The organism is Streptomyces sp. NPDC029674 (genome assembly GCF_044903205.1).
GTDB lineage: Bacteria > Actinomycetota > Actinomycetes > Streptomycetales > Streptomycetaceae > Streptomyces.
The window spans coordinates 1-16,294 of record NZ_JBJDPY010000035.1; the positions used below are offsets into that span (position 1 = coordinate 1).

13 protein-coding genes and 1 pseudogene are annotated in these 16,294 nt (G+C 72.2%); 2 read left to right on the forward strand and 12 right to left on the reverse strand.

All coding sequences use genetic code 11. From position 1 onward, the window contains the following. Positions 1-166: 166 nt before the first annotated feature. The 3 genes from ACI2L3_RS39495 to ACI2L3_RS39505 form a co-directional block, all read right to left on the reverse strand. Entirely contained in the window at positions 167-619 is a 453-nt protein-coding gene (locus tag ACI2L3_RS39495) for a hypothetical protein (RefSeq protein WP_404757313.1), read from the reverse strand. Between the two features lie 109 nt (positions 620-728). Next, the gene (locus ACI2L3_RS39500; RefSeq protein ID WP_404757314.1) at positions 729-2,330 is read right to left on the reverse strand and encodes a prenyltransferase/squalene oxidase repeat-containing protein; all 1,602 of its coding nucleotides are present in this window, start codon (positions 2,328-2,330) and stop codon (positions 729-731) included. 493 nt (positions 2,331-2,823) lie between these two features. After that, the gene (locus ACI2L3_RS39505) at positions 2,824-3,771 is read right to left on the reverse strand and encodes an aromatic prenyltransferase (RefSeq protein WP_404757315.1); all 948 of its coding nucleotides are present in this window, start codon (positions 3,769-3,771) and stop codon (positions 2,824-2,826) included. A gap of 188 nt (positions 3,772-3,959) precedes the next feature. Here ACI2L3_RS39505 and ACI2L3_RS39510 point away from each other — a divergent pair, with 188 nt between their 5' ends. Together ACI2L3_RS39510 and ACI2L3_RS39515 are read left to right on the forward strand one after the other, a co-directional pair. Continuing rightward, positions 3,960-5,015, forward strand: coding sequence for a methyltransferase (locus ACI2L3_RS39510; protein ID WP_404757316.1), 1,056 nt, complete (start codon positions 3,960-3,962; stop codon positions 5,013-5,015). A 654-nt stretch (positions 5,016-5,669) separates the two neighbouring features. After that, on the forward strand, positions 5,670-7,154 hold the full coding sequence (locus ACI2L3_RS39515) for a multicopper oxidase family protein (RefSeq protein ID WP_404757317.1): 1,485 nt from the start codon (positions 5,670-5,672) through the stop codon (positions 7,152-7,154). 287 nt (positions 7,155-7,441) lie between these two features. Here the strand turns inward: ACI2L3_RS39515 and ACI2L3_RS39520 are convergent, their stop codons facing one another. From ACI2L3_RS39520 to ACI2L3_RS39560, 9 genes and pseudogenes are all read right to left on the reverse strand, one after another. After that, positions 7,442-8,536, reverse strand: a complete 1,095-nt coding sequence (locus tag ACI2L3_RS39520) for a polyprenyl synthetase family protein (protein ID WP_404757318.1) — start codon at positions 8,534-8,536, stop codon at positions 7,442-7,444. A gap of 232 nt (positions 8,537-8,768) precedes the next feature. After that, positions 8,769-9,266, reverse strand: a complete 498-nt coding sequence (locus ACI2L3_RS39525) for a PhzA/PhzB family protein (RefSeq protein ID WP_404757319.1) — start codon at positions 9,264-9,266, stop codon at positions 8,769-8,771. Between the two features lie 150 nt (positions 9,267-9,416). Further along, a complete protein-coding gene (locus tag ACI2L3_RS39530) occupies positions 9,417-9,791 on the reverse strand; it encodes a DoxX family protein (protein WP_404757320.1) in 375 nt (124 codons plus the stop codon). A 78-nt stretch (positions 9,792-9,869) separates the two neighbouring features. Then, positions 9,870-10,772, reverse strand: a complete 903-nt coding sequence (locus tag ACI2L3_RS39535) for an aromatic prenyltransferase (protein ID WP_404757321.1) — start codon at positions 10,770-10,772, stop codon at positions 9,870-9,872. Between the two features lie 171 nt (positions 10,773-10,943). Further along, entirely contained in the window at positions 10,944-11,648 is a 705-nt protein-coding gene (gene phzG, locus ACI2L3_RS39540; RefSeq protein WP_404757322.1) for a phenazine biosynthesis FMN-dependent oxidase PhzG, read from the reverse strand. A 3-nt stretch (positions 11,649-11,651) separates the two neighbouring features. Beyond that, positions 11,652-13,707, reverse strand: a pseudogene (locus tag ACI2L3_RS39545) (anthranilate synthase family protein). Continuing rightward, positions 13,704-14,327, reverse strand: coding sequence for an isochorismatase family protein (locus ACI2L3_RS39550; protein ID WP_404757323.1), 624 nt, complete (start codon positions 14,325-14,327; stop codon positions 13,704-13,706). The pseudogene ACI2L3_RS39545 and the gene ACI2L3_RS39550 overlap by 4 nt, the downstream one beginning before the upstream one ends. A 35-nt stretch (positions 14,328-14,362) precedes the next feature. Beyond that, on the reverse strand, positions 14,363-15,538 hold the full coding sequence (locus ACI2L3_RS39555; protein WP_404757324.1) for a 3-deoxy-7-phosphoheptulonate synthase: 1,176 nt from the start codon (positions 15,536-15,538) through the stop codon (positions 14,363-14,365). Positions 15,539-15,570: 32 nt separating this feature from the next. Beyond that, positions 15,571-16,059, reverse strand: coding sequence for a PhzA/PhzB family protein (locus tag ACI2L3_RS39560; RefSeq protein WP_404757325.1), 489 nt, complete (start codon positions 16,057-16,059; stop codon positions 15,571-15,573). Positions 16,060-16,294: the final 235 nt, after the last annotated feature.

Below are 16,294 nucleotides of genomic sequence, written 5' to 3' on the forward strand. Positions count from 1 at the left end.
GCCGGGGGGGCTGGGGGGGCCGGGGGGGGGGGCCCCCCCGGTGCCGGGGGGGGGGGGGGGCCCCCCCCCCCCCGCGGGGGGGGGCGCGGGGGGGGGGGGCCCGCCGGCCCCGCCGCGGGCGTGCCGGTGCCGTTGCGCGGTGCGCTGCTCGGGCCTGCCGTCGGGGTCAGGCGCGGCCGGCGGGGCTGTCCGCGCGCAGCGTGAAGGCCCGCATGGCCAGCCCCATCTCCATTCCGCACAGCGCCACGCCGAGGGTGACGTGGGCGGCCAGCGAGCTCTCCAGGCCCAGGAAGGTCTGGGTGAAGGTGAACACCAGGATGCCGATGGTCGCCCTCAGCGGCCACGTCAGCTGGCGGTTGCGGCGCCAGAGCAGGACGGCGGCCACGACCTGGAGGAACACCACGAGCTCGAAGACGTAGGCGTTGACGCCGTGCGGGTCGATGGAATCGACGTCGCCGTTGAGCAGCATCCCGGCCAGCAGGCCCTGCACCAGCGTCTCCAGGCAGCCGATGACGGCCACCACCCGCAGCATGGTCACCAAGCCGCGACCGTCCACCACTTGGGCCGTTGTGACCGCCCCGGCCTGGGAGGGCGCACCCTTGGAAGAGGTGTCGTGCATCGAAGTCCCCATTTCTTTGCGTTACGTGGCCATCTCGTGTGCCTGGCCGTTCATCACACTTGACTTGACGATGCGGCACTCCGGTTTGTGAGGTGTGCCCCGGGTGCGTTCAGGCGGTGGTGCCGGCGACGACGCGGTTGAGGGCCGTCAGCACGTGCACGTCGGCCAGGACGGGAAAGTCGAAGGGCAGCGGGCGCGGGCCCACCTGGTCGGGGGCGGAGGTGAATCCGCCGTCGGCGTGCTGCTGGTCCTCCAGGTAGGCCAGCGGCTTGGCCAGGTCGGCGGCCGGGGCGTGGCGGACCAGGGCGGCCAGGGCCTGGGCGGTGGACAGGACGTCGCTCTCCTTGCCGGGGGTGTGTCCCCAGCCGCCGTCGCCGCCCTGGGCCTGCTCCAGGTGGGCCAGGGCCTTGGCCGTGCAGGCGTCGGCGCGCCGGCGCAGATCCTCCTGCGAGGCCGGTACGCGCTCCAGGGCGTCAAGGACGCGCAGGATGACGCTGGGCAGGCTCAGCGTCCAGCTGGGATCGAAGCTGCCGTCGTCCTCCTGGGCGTTGATGAGGACCTCGACGGCGGGGGCGAGCAGGTGGGCGTGGCGCTCCCAGGGCAGGGCGATGACGGCGCCGGCCGTCATGTCCAGGTCCCAGGGGTGGCCGCGCAGGTAGGTGGGGAAGCCGCCCTCCTCGTTGGCGCGGGCGCGCAGGTAGGCCTCGCCGCCCTGGATGCCGTGGCGGAAACGCCTCTCGTCCAGCAGCCGCAGGAACTCCACGCAGCGGGCGGTGTCGTCGACGTCGGTCTGGGTGGTGGTCTCGTTGTAGCCCCAGCCGCCGTCGGCCTGCTGGCGGGAGGCGATGTACTCCCCCATCCGGGCCGCCAGGCGGGCGTGGCCGGGCGCGGCGGCCAGCGCCACGCCGGCCAGCGCGGTCACGAAGACCTCCTGCCCGTCGATGAAGGGCACCCCGCCGTCCGGGCCGCGCAGCTGGACCAGCGCCTCGATGCCGTCCCGCATCAGTTCGCAGCCGGGCCGGTAGGTGTGCAGGGCGTGCAGGGCCACCAGGTGGGCCAGCGCGTTGCCTTCCCACACGCGCCGTACCGGGAAGGCGGCCAGCCGGCGTACCAGCAGGTTCTGCTGTTCGAGCAGTTCCTGCTGGGCTGCGGCATCCCGTAAGGCCGGGCCGCTTCCGCTGCCCCAGCCGGTGTGCGCGTGCAGGATGGTGGCCGCGCACAGGGTCAGTTCGGTCCACACCGCCTGCGGGCGCGGGCCGATGTCGCGCGGGTCGGGGCGGGCGCCGTCCGGGAGCAGTCCGCACAGGCCCAGGATGGTGTCCAGCAGCAGCCGCTTGCGCGCGCCGGTGCCGTGCCGGGACTTGCCCAGGCCCTTCAGCACGGCGTTGGTGTCGCAGGGCCGGCCCAGCAGGGCGTCCACCACGACGCCTTCCAGGGCGCCCTTGGGCCGGGCGCGCTGGAGGTAGTCCTGGAGTTCCTTCTGCGCGCGGGGCAGCGCGCGCTCCTTGCGCAGCAACAGCAGCAGCAGCGCGGACTCGATGATCCGGCCGGAGCACCGGTCCTTGAGGGCGCCCTCGCCGTCCACCTGTACGGCCAGGTGGCGTGCCACCCGGTTGCGCATCGCCTCGGCCCCGGAGCGCTGCCCGGCGGCGGTGGTGGTGGCCGGTCGGGCGGCGGAGCCGGCCACGGGGTCAACTACACGATCACTCATGCTCAGTTTCCTTCCAAGAATGTCAACGCACGGGCGGCCCGCGCGGCGGGGCCCGTGCCAGGGGTGTCAGGCACCGCGAAAGAGGGGGCGGGCGCCACGCACGGCGCGGCGGGCAAAGGGGTGCACGGGGAAGAGGGGTGCGCCGCAGCTGTGCGCACCGGGGCGGGCGCCGCGTGATCCGGCCGCTGCCTACGCCCGCGGCCGCCCGGTCACGGAAACAGAAAAGGCCGAGCTGGGCGGGAGGAGAACCTCAACCACCGCTCGGCCGCACGCGGGCAGGGAAAGCGTGCCGACAGTGTGACACGGCTGACTTCGCCGGGACAAGGGCGTTCGGAAGGGGGCCTGGGCCGGGCGGCGCGACCTGTCCGCCCCCGCTGACGCGACGTCAATTCCCGGCTGCCGGGCATGGGTTGAAGCTGTGGAGTGCCGAGCGGCCCTTGTTGTGGGGGCGCGCCCGGCAACGGGGTGGCGTGCCGGGACTCGCCGGTGCGGGTCAGCTGCGGGGGCGTACCCGGTCGTGGGTGGCCAGGTCCATCTGGTGGTAGGCCGCGAGTTTGTAGTACTCCCGGCCGGGAGCGAGCACGCCGGCGTAGACCAGGACGCGCTGGCCGGGGTAGGTGTACGGCGCGTTCCTGGCGAGCTTTTCCAGGCGGGGCTCGACATGGGCGGGCAGCGCGGCCGGGTCGGTGGTGCGCAGGGAGAAGCTGACCCGCTCGATCTTCGTGGAGTCCCAGCCGAAGGTGGGGTAGAGCGCCGAGGACATCTCGGCGAAGTCCAGCAGCTGTTCGCTGGGTTCGGGCAGGCCGAAGGCGCGCAGCAGGGCGCCGCGCTCGACGTGTTCGCCGCCGAGCCCGTTGAAGTACACGTTCCACGTGCGGCGCGTGTAGTCGATGGCCAGGGCGGAGATCTTGCCGTCCAGGCCGTGTGCGGTGAGCGTGGCGGCCTGTTCGGCCAGGGCGGGCGGCATGGCCGCGAGGGCGGTGAGCCGGGCCACGTCCTGCGGGCGGCCCATCGGGAAGAAGGCGTAGGTCTTGTTGAAGCCGGCGCCGACCTTGTGGTCGACGCCGAAGGAGTGCACGGGAAGGTGCTCGTGCAGCTGCGTGAAGAGGTGGCGGATGGGGTGGCCGCTGTCCTGGGCGAGGCCGTGCGCCAGGGCCCGCTCGTAGGGATCGCCCGCGTCTGTGGGCGTGGTGAAGTCCAGGGAGAGGCCGCCGCCGGCCACCGTGTTGAAGACGACGGGCGAGACGATCAGGTCCTGGAAGGCGGTCAGCACGGGCTGCATGCTCGCCTGCGAGCAGTCCGTGTCCACCAGGGCGGCCGCTTCCCGTACCGCCCGGTACAACGCTTCGATGTCGGCTTTTCCAGCCATGGAGACTCCCCCGGTGTGCGGCGCGGCAGATCGCTCCTCGCGCCCGACGGTGCGCTGTCGGTCACCGTTCATGGCTCAATATCGTTGCCGCGGCTCGATGCCTGGTCAAGGAGGGCTGAACTGCCCGTGGGGACGCACTCTTGCGGCGCTCGAGCGGAATCCGATGGACCGCACAGAGGCTTAGGACACCCCCTACCAGGTCTCGTGCACCCCCTCGTGCACCCCCTGGAATCCGGACAGCTGAGAGAAGGACGTTGTCGATGGCAGTCACCCAGTCCGGGGCCGCAGAGGGCCCGCAGGCAGCCGACACCGCTGAGGCGACGAGCGAACTGCTCGAACTCTCCCTGGCCTACATGTACTCGGCGGCGCTGAGCAGCGCCGCCCGCTTCGGTGTCGCCGACCATCTGGTCGAGGGCCCGCGTACGGCCGGTGAGCTCGCCGAGGCGGTGGGGGTCAACGCGCCGCACCTCTACCGGATCCTGCGCTACCTGGCCACCAAGGGGGTCTTCCGCGAGGACGAGGAGGGCCGCTTCCACCTCACCCCGCGCGCGCAGCCGCTGCGCACCGACTCCGAGCGCTCGCTGCGCGCGTACATCACGGTGTGCGGGGAGGCGCCCTTCTGGGAGCCGGCGGGCCGGCTGCACGAGGCGGTGCGCACCGGCACCACCGCCTTCGAGGGGCAGTACGGCACCTCGTTCTACAAGTACGTCGCCACCGACCCGGAGTTCGGGCAGGCCTTCAACACCGCCATGGCCTCGGTCTCCGAGGCGCTGAGCGACGACATCGCCGAGGCCTGCGACTTCTCCGGGGCCAAGACCCTGGTGGACGTGGGCGGCGGGCAGGGCGGTCTGCTGCGCTCCATCCTGCGGCGCAACCCGCAGCTGACGGGCACCCTGTTCGACCTGGAGAACGTGGTGGCCGGGCACGTCCTTGACACCGAGGAGCTGGCCGGGCGCTGGAGCGCCGAGGCGGGGGACTTCTTCGTCTCCGTGCCGGCCGGCGCCGACGTCTACTTCCTCAAGCAGGTGCTGGCCAGCTGGCCGGACGAGCAGTGCCTGCAGATCCTGCGCACCTGTCGCAGCGCCATGCCCGCGCACGGGCGGCTGCTGGTCGCCAACCCCATGATCCCGGCGGGCAACGAGCCCCACCCGGGCAAGACGGTGGACATGATGATGATGACGGTCCTCAACGGCAGGAACCGTACCCGCGCGGAGTACGAGGAGCTGCTGAGGGCCGCGGGCTTCGAGGTCACCCGCTTCCTGGACCCCTCACCGCACGCCTCGGTGGTCGAGGCGGTCCTGTCCCCCACCACCTGAGCCGCCCCACTCCCCGACCGATCCCCCGGCCGGCTTCGCGGCCGACTTCCCGGCCACGTTCCCGGCCGGCTTCCGGGCCGATCTCCTGGCCGGCTTACCGACCGACTCACCGGCCGACTTCCTGACCGATCTCCCGGCTGGCTTACCGGACACTTCCCGGCCAACTCACCGGCCGGCTTCCGGGCCGACCTCCTGGCCGGCTTCCGGGCCGACTCACCGGCCGACTTCCTGACCGATCTCCCGGCTGGCTTACCGGACACTTCCCGGCCAACTCACCGGCCGGCTTCCGGGCCGATCTCCTGGCCGACTTCCCGACAACTCCGACCGATCTCCTGGTCGGCTTCGTGGCCGGCTTCCCGACGATCTCCTGGCCGGGGCCGGCTTACCGGCCGACCTGGCCGATTCCGCGGCCGGCTTCCCGGCCGGCCGGGCGCCGGATGACCGGCGGCCGGGCCACGCGTGGTGGCCCGGCCGTCCCGCGGCGGCGCCGGCCGGCCGCTTCGTCCTGCCCGCGCCGGCCCTCGGGCCCCTGACGTCTCGGGGTGCCCGCTCCTTTTTCGGGGCGCGCCGCGCCGTCGGCGCACAGCCCTGCTCTGCGGGCCGCACATCTGGGTGCGCCCGCCTCACCACAGCACTCCACGGGGGAGACCCACCATGATCCAGCGCAGAACCGTCCTCAAGACGGGCGCCGCCCTGACCGGCACCATCGGCAGTGCGGGCCTGCTGGTGCCCGCCGTCGCCAGCTCGGCGCCCGCCAAGGCCGCCGACCTGGACCCGGCCGCCATCGCGCAGTTCACCCAGGCGATGCCGGTGCCCAAGGTGCTGCAGCCGTACTCGGTGTCCAGCACGGCCTCGTACTACCGCATGACCATGAAGGAGGCGGACGCGCAGATCGTGCCCGGCTTCACGACCCGGGTGCGTACCTTCAACGGCAGCTTTCCCGGCCCGCTCATCAAGGCGGTCTCCAACCGGCGCGTGGTGATCCAGCAGACCAACCAGCTGGGCGTGCCCGCCTCGGTCCACCTGCACGGCGCCCATGTGCCCGAGAGCAGCGACGGCGCGCCCATGGACCTGGTCGCGGCCGGCGGCGGCACCAAGACCTACACCTACCCCAACAGCCAGCCGCACGCGAACATGTGGTTCCACGACCACGCCCACCACTACGAGTCGGAGACCGTCTACCGCGGGCTGACCGGCTTCTACCTGCTCACCGACCCGGTCGAGCAGAGGCTGCCGCTTCCCTCGGGCACCTACGACGTGCCGATCGCGCTGAGCGACGCGCACTTCGACGACGCCGGCCAGCTCGTGTACGCCATGGGTGACCGGCTGCGCACCGTGCTGCTGACCAACGGGAAGGCCTGGCCCTACTTCCAGGTCGCCGCCCGCAAGTACCGGCTGCGGCTGTTCAACATGTCCAACATGCGGTTCTTCACGCTGAAGCTGTCCGACGGCTCGGTGCTCCAGCAGATCGGCTCGGACGGCGGGCTGCTGGAGAAGCCGGTCGAGGTGACTTCGGTGGCGCTCTCGCCCGGGGAGCGCGCCGATGTGGTGGTGGACTTCTCCCGGTATCCGGCCGGCACCCGGCTGGTGCTGGAGAACACCGCGCCGCGGCGGCCCGACGAGCCGGCCGAGCAGATCGGCAAGGTGCTGCAGTTCCGCATCGGCGCGCCGGCCGCGGACTCCAGCAGTGTGCCCGCCGCCTTGCGCACGCTGCCCGCGCTGGGCACCGCCACGGTCAACCGCAGCTTCGAGCTGAGCATGGACGAGACCGGTGCGACGGCCGACTCGTTCATCAACGGCAAGGCCTACGACATGGACCGCGTGGACACCGAGGTCGAATACGGGGCCACCGAGATCTGGACGGTGCGCAACACCAACACCCGTATGCCGCACAACTTCCATATGCACCTGGTGCAGTTCCGGGTGCTGGAGCGCAACGGCAGCCCGGTCACGTCCGGGCCGGAGAGCGGGCTGAAGGACACCGTCTCGCTGCTGCCCGGGGAGACGGTCAAGCTGCAGGCGACGTTCACCGGCTACGAGGGCACCTACGTGTACCACTGTCACATGTTCGACCATGCGGCGATGGGCATGATGGCCAACTTCCGCGTCACCCGGGCCGCGGGCGCCGCGCGCCGGTAGCACGGGGGCGACGTCACTCACGGGGCACTCCTTGGTGGGGGTGCGGGGCTTCGGCGCGCCGGTCGAAGCCGCGGGGCACGGGTGGGGGATCGGGTGACCCGCACGGGTCACCTGCCGGGGGAACAGGGCGGACCCGATCCCCCACCTATGCCTATACGACGACGCAGCCCCCAAAAACGTGAGGCGGCGGGGCCGGTTGCGGGCAAAAAAAATGACGGCCCTGGCGTGCCAGGGCCGTCATGTGCGAAAAAGGGCAGGTCAGTTGGGCCGAGGTGGCCGGGCGCGGGTCATGAGGTGCGCTGGGTGGCGCTGATCGCCATGGCGCGCAGCCGTTCCTTGGCGCGGGCGCCGGCCCCGCTGGCCTCCAGCGCGGCCAGGGCCCGCCGGGTGCGGGCGGTGATGTCGCGCTCCACGTGGGCCACGGCGCCGACGTCGGTGATGATGGCGCGCATCCGGGCCAGCTCCCGGTCGCTGATGTCCGTGCCGATCCGGGTGCGCAGGAACTTCGCCGCGGCCGGGTCGCGTTCGTCGGCGTAACGCAGCGCGGCCGCGAACAGCACGGTGCGTTTGCCCTGGATCAGGTCGCCGCCGGAGGGCTTGCCGGTGTCCTGCGGGGTGCCGAACACGCCCAGCAGGTCGTCGCGGAGCTGGAAGGCGATGCCGATGTCGAGGCCGAACGTGCGGTAGGCGGCGATCAGTTCGCCGTCCGCGCCGGCGATCGCGGCGCCGATGTGCAGCGGGCGCTCCACCGTGTAGGAGGCGGTCTTGTAGTGGTCGACCAGCAGGGGTGTCTCCACGTCCTCGGCGGCGGCGGCCTCGGCGTTCAGGTCGAGGAGCTGGCCGCACAGGACCTCGGTGCGCAGCGCCGACCAGACGGGGGCGATGCGCTGCTGGGCGGGCCCGGGCAGGCCGCTGGTGCGGATCATGTCGTCGGCCCAGCCCTGGGCCAGGTCGCCGATGAGGATCGCGGCGCCGGTGCCGTACAGGTGCGGATCGCCCGACCAGCACTGGGCGCGGTGCCGGTCGGCGAACATGATGTGTGCGGCGGCGGCGCCGCGGCGGGTGGGGGCCGCGTCGATGACGTCGTCGTGGATCAGGGCCGAGGCGTGCAGCAGTTCCAGGGCGGCGCAGGTGCGCAGGACCGCCCCGGCGGCGGGGTCGTCCTCGCGGCCGCCGGCGCCGAGCCAGCCCAGCCAGGCGAAGGTGGGGCGCACCCGTTTGCCGCCGCGCAGCACATAGCTCTCCAGCTCGGCGACCGCGGCCGCGTAGGCGGGGCTGATCGCTTCGGCCTCGGCGCGGCGGTGGGTGAAGAACTCCCGCAGTGCGCTGTCGACGGCCTGGGGTAAGGCGGCCGCCCCAAGAGGGGGTCCGGTGGTGGTCATGCTGTCCCTTCGGTTCGGTGCGGGCCCGGTGCGGGGCCGGGTGGTGGTGACATTGCGTCACCTCACATTTGGGGGCGCTGTTTCGTCGTCATGAGCACAGGCCGCCCGGCGGCCCGGGCACCCATCCCCCGGTGGCCCGTGCCGTGCGGGGCGGTCTTGGCCGCACGCCGCAAAAAAAGGGGGGCCGCCGGCCTGCACGGCCGGCGGCCCCCGCGGGGCTGTCAAAGGCCCGTTACGAGGGGATCCAGTCCCGCTGGATGTGCGGGGTCTCGATGCTCAGGGCGCGCATGTGCTCGATGGGGTTGGTGTATTCGCGGCTGGCGGCGATCAGTCCGTCGTCCAGGGTGAAGCCGTGGATGAAGTGGTTGCGGTAGGTGCCCTGGGGATAGCCGGGGAAGCGGATGGTTCCCTCGCCGTCGCACTCGACCCAGATGGTGGCCGGGTCCTGTGTCTCGTAGATCTGGATGTCGAACCACTGCCAGTCGGGCAGCACTTGCAGGGACAGCTCGCCGTGCCGCTTCAGGTTCTGCCGGCCGCGCACGACGATGGGCCGGCCGATGTCGGTGTTGAACAGCGCCGAGGTGCCGTCCTGGGTGTAGAGGGTGTAGCGGCGCAGCCGGGCCTCGGGGCCGGTCTGCAGGTACTGCTCCACGGCGTGCCGGTTGCGGGCGCGCAGCTCGAGGTGCTGGGTGAACACCGGGCCTGCGGGGGCGGGTTGGGGTGCGGTCATGGGTGTCTCCGGGCGGGTCGGCGAAGGCGGGGCGGTGGCGGGCGCCGGGGGTGGTGGAAAACGAGCGCGGCGGCCGGCCCTGGTGGGCCGGCCGCCGTAGAGCGGGGAAGCAATCTGGTGTGGCGGGTGGGGTCGAGCGGGGAAGAATGGTCAGAAGGAGTGCGGGCCGAAGCGGCCCCACACCACGAACATGGACACGCCGAGCAGGACCACGTTGACGACGATCCCCTCGATCTCCTGGCGGCGCAGGTGCGTGATGGCCGCGCCGATCATGAGGGCGACCAGGCCCAGGGCGGCCACCGGCACCATCACCGGGGCGATGTCCAGCGCCGCCGGCAGGATCAGTCCCACGCCGGCCAGCATCTCCAGGGCGCCGATGGTCTTGACCGTGCTGCCGCTGAAGTCTTCGACCCAGGCGAAGCCGGAGGTGGCCAGCTTCTCGGTGGGCTGGAGCACTTTCATGGCCCCGCCGGCCAGACTGGCCGCGCCCAGTACGGCGGCAACGATCCACAGTGCGATGTTCACGAGGGTTCTCCTTGCAGGATTCAGCCGGGTAGGGATACCAGCGGCGGGTGTGCCGCGCCGGTGGCAGGGACGGCGCCGCTATCGGCTGTCGGGCACCAGCAGGGTGTTCTCGACCTGGGAGTGCCACTTGTAGTACGACTGGAGCTTGTGGTACTCCCCCGTGGGCGCCGAGGTGATCGCGTAGACGAACTGGCGGTCGTCGGTGCTGTAGGGCGCCTTCTTCACGTAGTGCTCGATCTTCGGCTCGATGGGCACCGGCAGCAGCATCGGGTCCGGTGTCATGGCCGCGATGGTGATCCGCTCGACTCGCGTCGATTCCCAGCTCAAGGTGGCGTAGATACCGAAGGCCTGCGCCCCGAGCTTGAGCAGCCGCTCGCTGGGCGCGGGCAGGCCGGCGTCGCGCAGCAGGGCGGTGAGGTTCTGAGCCGAGAAGGTTTCGGCGGGGGCCGCGCCGAAGTACAGGTTCAGTGACTTGTGGGGGTAGTCGATGCCCACCAGGCTGACCCGGTCGGCCAGGTCGTAGCGGGTGAAGAAGTCCAGGTTGGCGGCCGCGCCGGCCGGCATCGACGCCAGCTGGGTCAGGTCGGCGAGCGACTGCAGGGCGTCGGTGGGGAAGAACGACCAGGTCTTCTTGAAGCCGCCGACCACGCCGAAGTCGATGCCGCTGTGGCTGAGGGGGAAGTGCCGGTCCAGTTCGCCCAGGAGGCTGCCGATGGGGTGGTCGGTGGGGGCGATCAGGCCGTTGGCCACCGCGGTCGCGTAGGGGTCAAGGCCCTGGGGCAGCATGGTGAAGCGGCAGTCGAAGTCTCCTGCGTTGCGCTCTCCGGTCGCCACCCGGAAGGCGATGACGGCCTGGGCCAGGGTGTCTTCGAATGCGCTCAGGATCGGCCAGACGGTGTCGTGCGCGCAGGCCACGTCCACCAGCCGGGACGATTCCTCGATGACCGAGTAGAGACCTGCCAGGTCGGTGTTGTTCGACATACCTCTCCACACTGAGTTGTGGGCGCGGTTTTCATCAGGCGGATCGGGGCAGTCATCAAAAACGGGGAGCGCGTGATCGCCGGATGCAGCCTTCGCACTCATCATGTTCGGGCTCGGGCCCCCATCATCGCGCGCGCCCGCTCGAGAGTGGCTCGAGCCGCCGGCCGGGCATCAGGGCTGCAGGCGGGTGGTGCTCCAGCCGCTGTCGGTGCGCTGGTAGCGCAGGCGCTCGTGCAGCCGGTCGGTGCCGTTGGCCCAGAACTCCACCGCGTCGGGCTCCAGGCAGAAGGCGACGAACGTCGCCGGGCACGGCAACGCCCGCGCGGGGGTGCCCAGGTGGAGGGCCTGGGCGCGGATCTCCTCGAAGTGCTGCAGGTCGCGCACCGGTTCGCTCTGGCGGGAGACGGTGGTCATGGGGTGGGTGAACACCGCGCGCGCCGCCCACAGTTCCTCGGCCTCTGCGCGCGGCAGAAGGCGTACGGGTCCGGCGATGGTGATCTGCTGGCTGGTCTCGCGCCAGTACAGCACGCCCGAGGCGTAGGGGTTGGCGGCCAGCTCCTTGCCTTTGCGGCTGCCGGAGTGGGTGATGAAGACGATGCCGCGCTCGGTGAGGCGGTTGATGGCCAGGATCCGGGAGGAGGGCCGGCCCCGGGTGTCGGCGGTGGCCAGGGCCAGCGCGCGCGGCTCACGCACACCCTGTGCGGTGGCTGTCTCCAGCCAGTCGGCCAGCAGGGCCATCGGCTCGGCCGGCGGGGTGCGGAACTCGGGGAAGTCCACGTGGAGGCCGGCGGTCATGGTCTCCGAACGCCGCGCCGCGGGTGCGCGGTTGGCGGCGGGCGGGGCGGGGGCGGGGTGCTGGCGGGTCGGCTCGGGCATGGCTCATTCCTTCCCTGGTGCGCAGGCGGCGGCCCCGGCCGCCGGGGCCAGCAGGCCGGCCAGGGCGGTGCCCACGATGCGGGGGCCCTGCCGGGTCAGGACGGATTCGGGGTGGAACTGCAGGGAGGCGAAGCCCGGTCCGCGCAGGGCGTGCACCTCGCCGGTGGCCGCCTCCCGGCTGACCTGGACGGTGCCCGTGCCGCCCAGGATGCGCGGGGTGATGGTGTCGTCCTGGCTGAGCAGGGCGAAGGTGTTGTAGAAGCCGACGTGTTCGGGGGCGCCGAACAGGCTGATCTGTTTCTGCACGCCCTGGTTGGGCACGGTCTTGCGGCGCAGCTCCAAGCCCAGTTGCAGGCCCAGCACCTGGTGGCTGAGGCAGACGGCGAGGAAGGGCCGCTGTTCGCGCAGCAGGGTGGCCACCGCGGTGTGCAGGTGGGCCATCTTGGGGTGAGCGCTCTCCTGCGGGTCGCCGGGGCCCGGTCCCATCACGATCAGGTCGTGGCCGGTGAAGGTGTACTCCTGGTCGTAGCGGCGCACCGTCACGTGCAGGCCCAGGGAGCGCAGCTGCTGGTCGATCATCGAGGTGAAGGTGTCCTCGGCGTCCACCACCAGCACCCGGCGCCCGGCCAGGCCGGGCAGCGGGGCGGTGCGGGTGTGCGGTGGGGAGAGCCAGAAGCCGGCGATGGAGTCGTGGGGGGGGGGGGGGGGGGGGGGGGGGCGGGGGGGGGGGGGGGGGGGGGGGGGGGGGGGGGGGGGGGGGGGGGGGGGCGCCCGCCCCCCCGGGGCGCGGGGCGCCCCCCCCCCCCCCCCCCCCCCCCCCCCCCACGCTGGGGTGGTCGGCGAAGCGTTCGGTGCCATCGCCGTTGAGGGCGGCGACCAGGCCGGCCGCCTTGGCGCGGGTCTCGGCGGCCTCGGAGGCCGGGTCGGAGTGGCGCACGATGGTCGCGCCGACGCCGAGGCTGAGGCGTCCTTGCGCGCTGATGTCGGCGGTGCGGATGAGGATCGCGGAGTCCATCACGCGCTGTCCGCGCGCATCGCGGCCGATCAGTGCGGCGGCGCCGCTGTAGTAGCCGCGGCCGCCGGGCTCGTACTGCTGGATGATGCGGCAGGCGCTCTCCAGCGGGCTGCCGGTGACGGTGGGGGCGAACATCGTCTCGCGCAGGATGTCGCGCACGTCGCGGTCGCTGTGGCCCTCGATGAAGTACTCGGTGTGGGCGACCTTGGCCATTTCCTTGAGGTAGGGGCCCACCACGCGTCCGCCGCCGGGGCAGATGCGGGCCATCATCTTCAGTTCCTCGTCCAGCACCATGTACAGCTCGTCGGTCTCCTTGCGGTCGCCGAGGAAGTCCAGCACGCCGTCCAGGGTGGGGCCGGTGGGCGGGTAGCGGTAGGTGCCGCTGATGGGGTTCATCACCGCCAGCCCGTCCTTGAGGCTGATGTGGCGTTCGGGCGAGGCGCCGACCAGGGTGCGGCCGCCGGTGTGGATCAAAAACGTCCAGTGGGCGCCGGATTCGCGCTCCAGCAGCCGGCGGAAGAGGGCCGGGGCGCTGCGCGGGCCGTAGTCGGTGATGTCGGCGACGAAGGTGCGCTTGATGACGAAGTTGGCGCCCTCCCCCGTGCCGATCATCTCCTTGGCGATGCGGCGCACCACGTCCTCGTAGGCGGCGTCGTCGACGTCGAAGTCCTCGCCGGCCAGCGTCGTGGGCACGTCGGCGATCTGGGCCAGGGCGGTCGCCAGCGGCAGCTGCTGCTGGCCCGTGACCGTCATGGCCACCAGCGGGGTGGCGTCGTCGGCGCAGGCGAAGCCGCGTTCGGCCAGCTGCCGGTAGGGCACGATGACCAGTGTTTCGTGGTGGGCGCCGGACGTGGTGGCGGTGTCGGGCAGCGGGATGTCGGCCAGGGTGGCGGGGTGGGTGACGGTGCCGGTGAGGACCTCCAGGACGCCGGGGCCGGTGGCGGCGGGCCGGTGCAGCAGCGCGTACGCCTCCTGCCCGCCGTGCAGGGCCGCGGTGAGCAGGTCATGGTCCGGCTTGGGGGCGGGGGTGGGGTGTGGACTCATGTGAACAGCCCCTTGACGGTGGTGACCCGGGCGCAGCGTTCGGCGGCGTAGGTGAGGGCCGAGCGGTGGTAGTCCTGGGAGAAGTCGGCGGTGGCGTCGGCGACGAGGAAGGGCTGGATGTCGTGGCTGAAGGCGTCCAGGGCGGTGGCCAGCACGCCCACGTGGGCGTAGACGCCGCACACGATGAGCTGGTCGCGGCCGGCGGCGCGCATCCGCTTGAGCAGGTCGGTGTTGAAGAAGGCGCTGTAGCGCCACTTGGTGAGCAGCCAGTCCCCCTCTGCGGGGGCCAGGGCGTCGACGACCTGGCGGTCCTGGGGGGCGGGGCGCATGCCCGGGCCCCAGAAGTCCTGGAGCAGGCCGCGCTGCTGCACGCTCATGCCGCCGGGCTGGGCGGTGTAGGCGACCGGGATGCCCAGGGCCGCGCACCGCTCGCGCAGCTGGGCGGCGTTGTTGGTCAGTTGGTGGCGCAGCGGGTCGGGCAGGGGGTTGAGGAAGTAGCGCTGCATGTCGTGGACGAGCAGGACCGAGCGTTCGGGCCGGGCGCTCCAGGTGACGGCGGCGGGGGGCAGGTCGCCGTGGGCGGGCAGCGGGTAGGGGTGGATGGGGGGGATGCCGGTCATGTCGGTGTCAGTCCCTCGGCTTGTCGCGTGGGCAGTCAGGCGGTCCAGGCCGAGACGACGCTGAGGGCCTGTTGGGGGGTCAGGCGCGGGTCGCAGCTGGAGAGGTAGCGCTCGCCGACCCGGTCCAGGTCGGCGGTGGTGGTGGCGCACTCGGTGACGTCGTCGGGGGTGGCCTCCAGGTGCAGGCCGCCGGCGGTGCCGCCCGCGGTGTGCAGCGCCGCCACGAAGGCGGTGACCTCGCGGGCGACGGTGTCGACCATCCGGGTCTTGTAGCCGCCGGGGGCGGTGACGGTGTTGCCGTGCACCGGGTCGCTCAGCCAGATGACCGGGTGGCCGGCCCGGCGGACCGCCTCCACCAGCGGCGGCAGCCGGTCGGTGATGGCGTTCACGCCCATCCGGGCGATCAAGGTCAGGCGTCCGGGTTCGCGGCGGGGGTCCAGCCGTTCGCACAGGGCCAGCAGGTCGGCTGCTTCCATGGCCGGGCCGACCTTGCAGGCGACGGGGTTGGCGACCTGGGCGAGCAGCGCCACGTGTGCGCCCTCCAGCTGGCGGGTGCGCTCGCCGATCCAGGGCCAGTGCGTGGAGCCCAGGAACAGCCGGCCCTGTTCGTCGGTGCGCAGCATGGGCATCTCGTAGTCCAGCAGCAGCGCCTCGTGGCTGGTCCACACCGGCGCTTGGACCACGGCGCGGCCGGCGGCGCGCTCGCGCCAGCCCAGGTGTTCCATGATGTCGCCGGCGGCCATGTAGCCGGTCAGGATGCGCAGCGGGTCCGGGCGCCGGCTCTCGGGGTCGGGTTCGGGTCCGTTGACCATGTGCCCGCGAAAGACCGGCAGTTCCAGGCCGTCGATGTGTTCGGTGGGTTTGGAGCGGGGTTTGGCGAACTGTCCCGCGATGCGTCCCACCCGCAGCACCGGCCGGCCGGTGCGCAGTCCCAGGGAGCCGGCCAGCAGGTCCAGCAGGGCGGCCTTGCGGGCCACTTGGGGGCGGGTGCATTCCTGGGGGTCCTCCGCGCAGTCCCCGCACTGCAGCACCAGTGCCTGGCCGTGTGCCACCTTGGCCAGCAGGGTGCGCAGGGTGGCCAGGTCCTGGCCGCGCACCAGGGCGGGGCGGGCGGCCAGCGCCTCGCCCACGCGGTGCAGCTGGGGCACATCGCTCCACTCGGGTTGTTGTAGGGCCCCGCGGATACGAATCTCCCGTATGACGTCTTCCATGACGTGCTCCGATCCAGCGGTGGTCGTCAGGGTCAGGTGGGTATGCCCGTGCGCTTGATCTCGGGCACCGGGATGCCCAGGGCGCGCAGCTGCTGGAAGGGGTTCATGAATTCGCGGTTGCGCTTGATCTTCCCGTTCTCCAGTTCGAAGGAGTGCAGGAAGTGGTTCTCGTAGTAGCCCTCCGGGTAGTCGCCGAAGCGGATCTTTCCGCGTCCGTCGCACTCCACCCAGATGTGGTTGGGGTCCTGCGTCTCGAAAATCTGGATGTTGTACCACTCCCAGTCCGGGAAGCAGTTCAGCGACCACACCGCGTGCTCGGCCAGCCGGTCGCGGCCCACCGTCTCCACCGGCAAGCCGGTGTCGGTGGTCCACAGGCCGCCGCGGCCGTCCTCGGTGAACAGTTCGTGCCGGCGCAGCCGGTCCTGGCCGCGGGTGTGCATGTACTGCTCGACGGTGGCGCGGTTGGCGCGGCGCAGTGCGGCGGCGTCCGAGAAGCCCTGGGCCGGTACGGAATCGGACATGGGTGTCCCCCTATGGAAGGTGAGCGGGTGTGCGGGCGGGGCGGTGCCGGCCCGCGGGCGCCAGGAGGCCCGGCCGCCACGTTTTTTTGGGGGCGGGCCGGGCCGGGGCTGCGGGCGGTGAGAAGAAGAAAGAAAAAGAAGGGGGTCCGGCGGCGTCCGGCGGGCCGGTGTGGTGCGGGCCGGCCGGGGCGGTGTTCGCGCGGGCGGGACCCGGCTCGCCCTGCGCGTGCGGGCT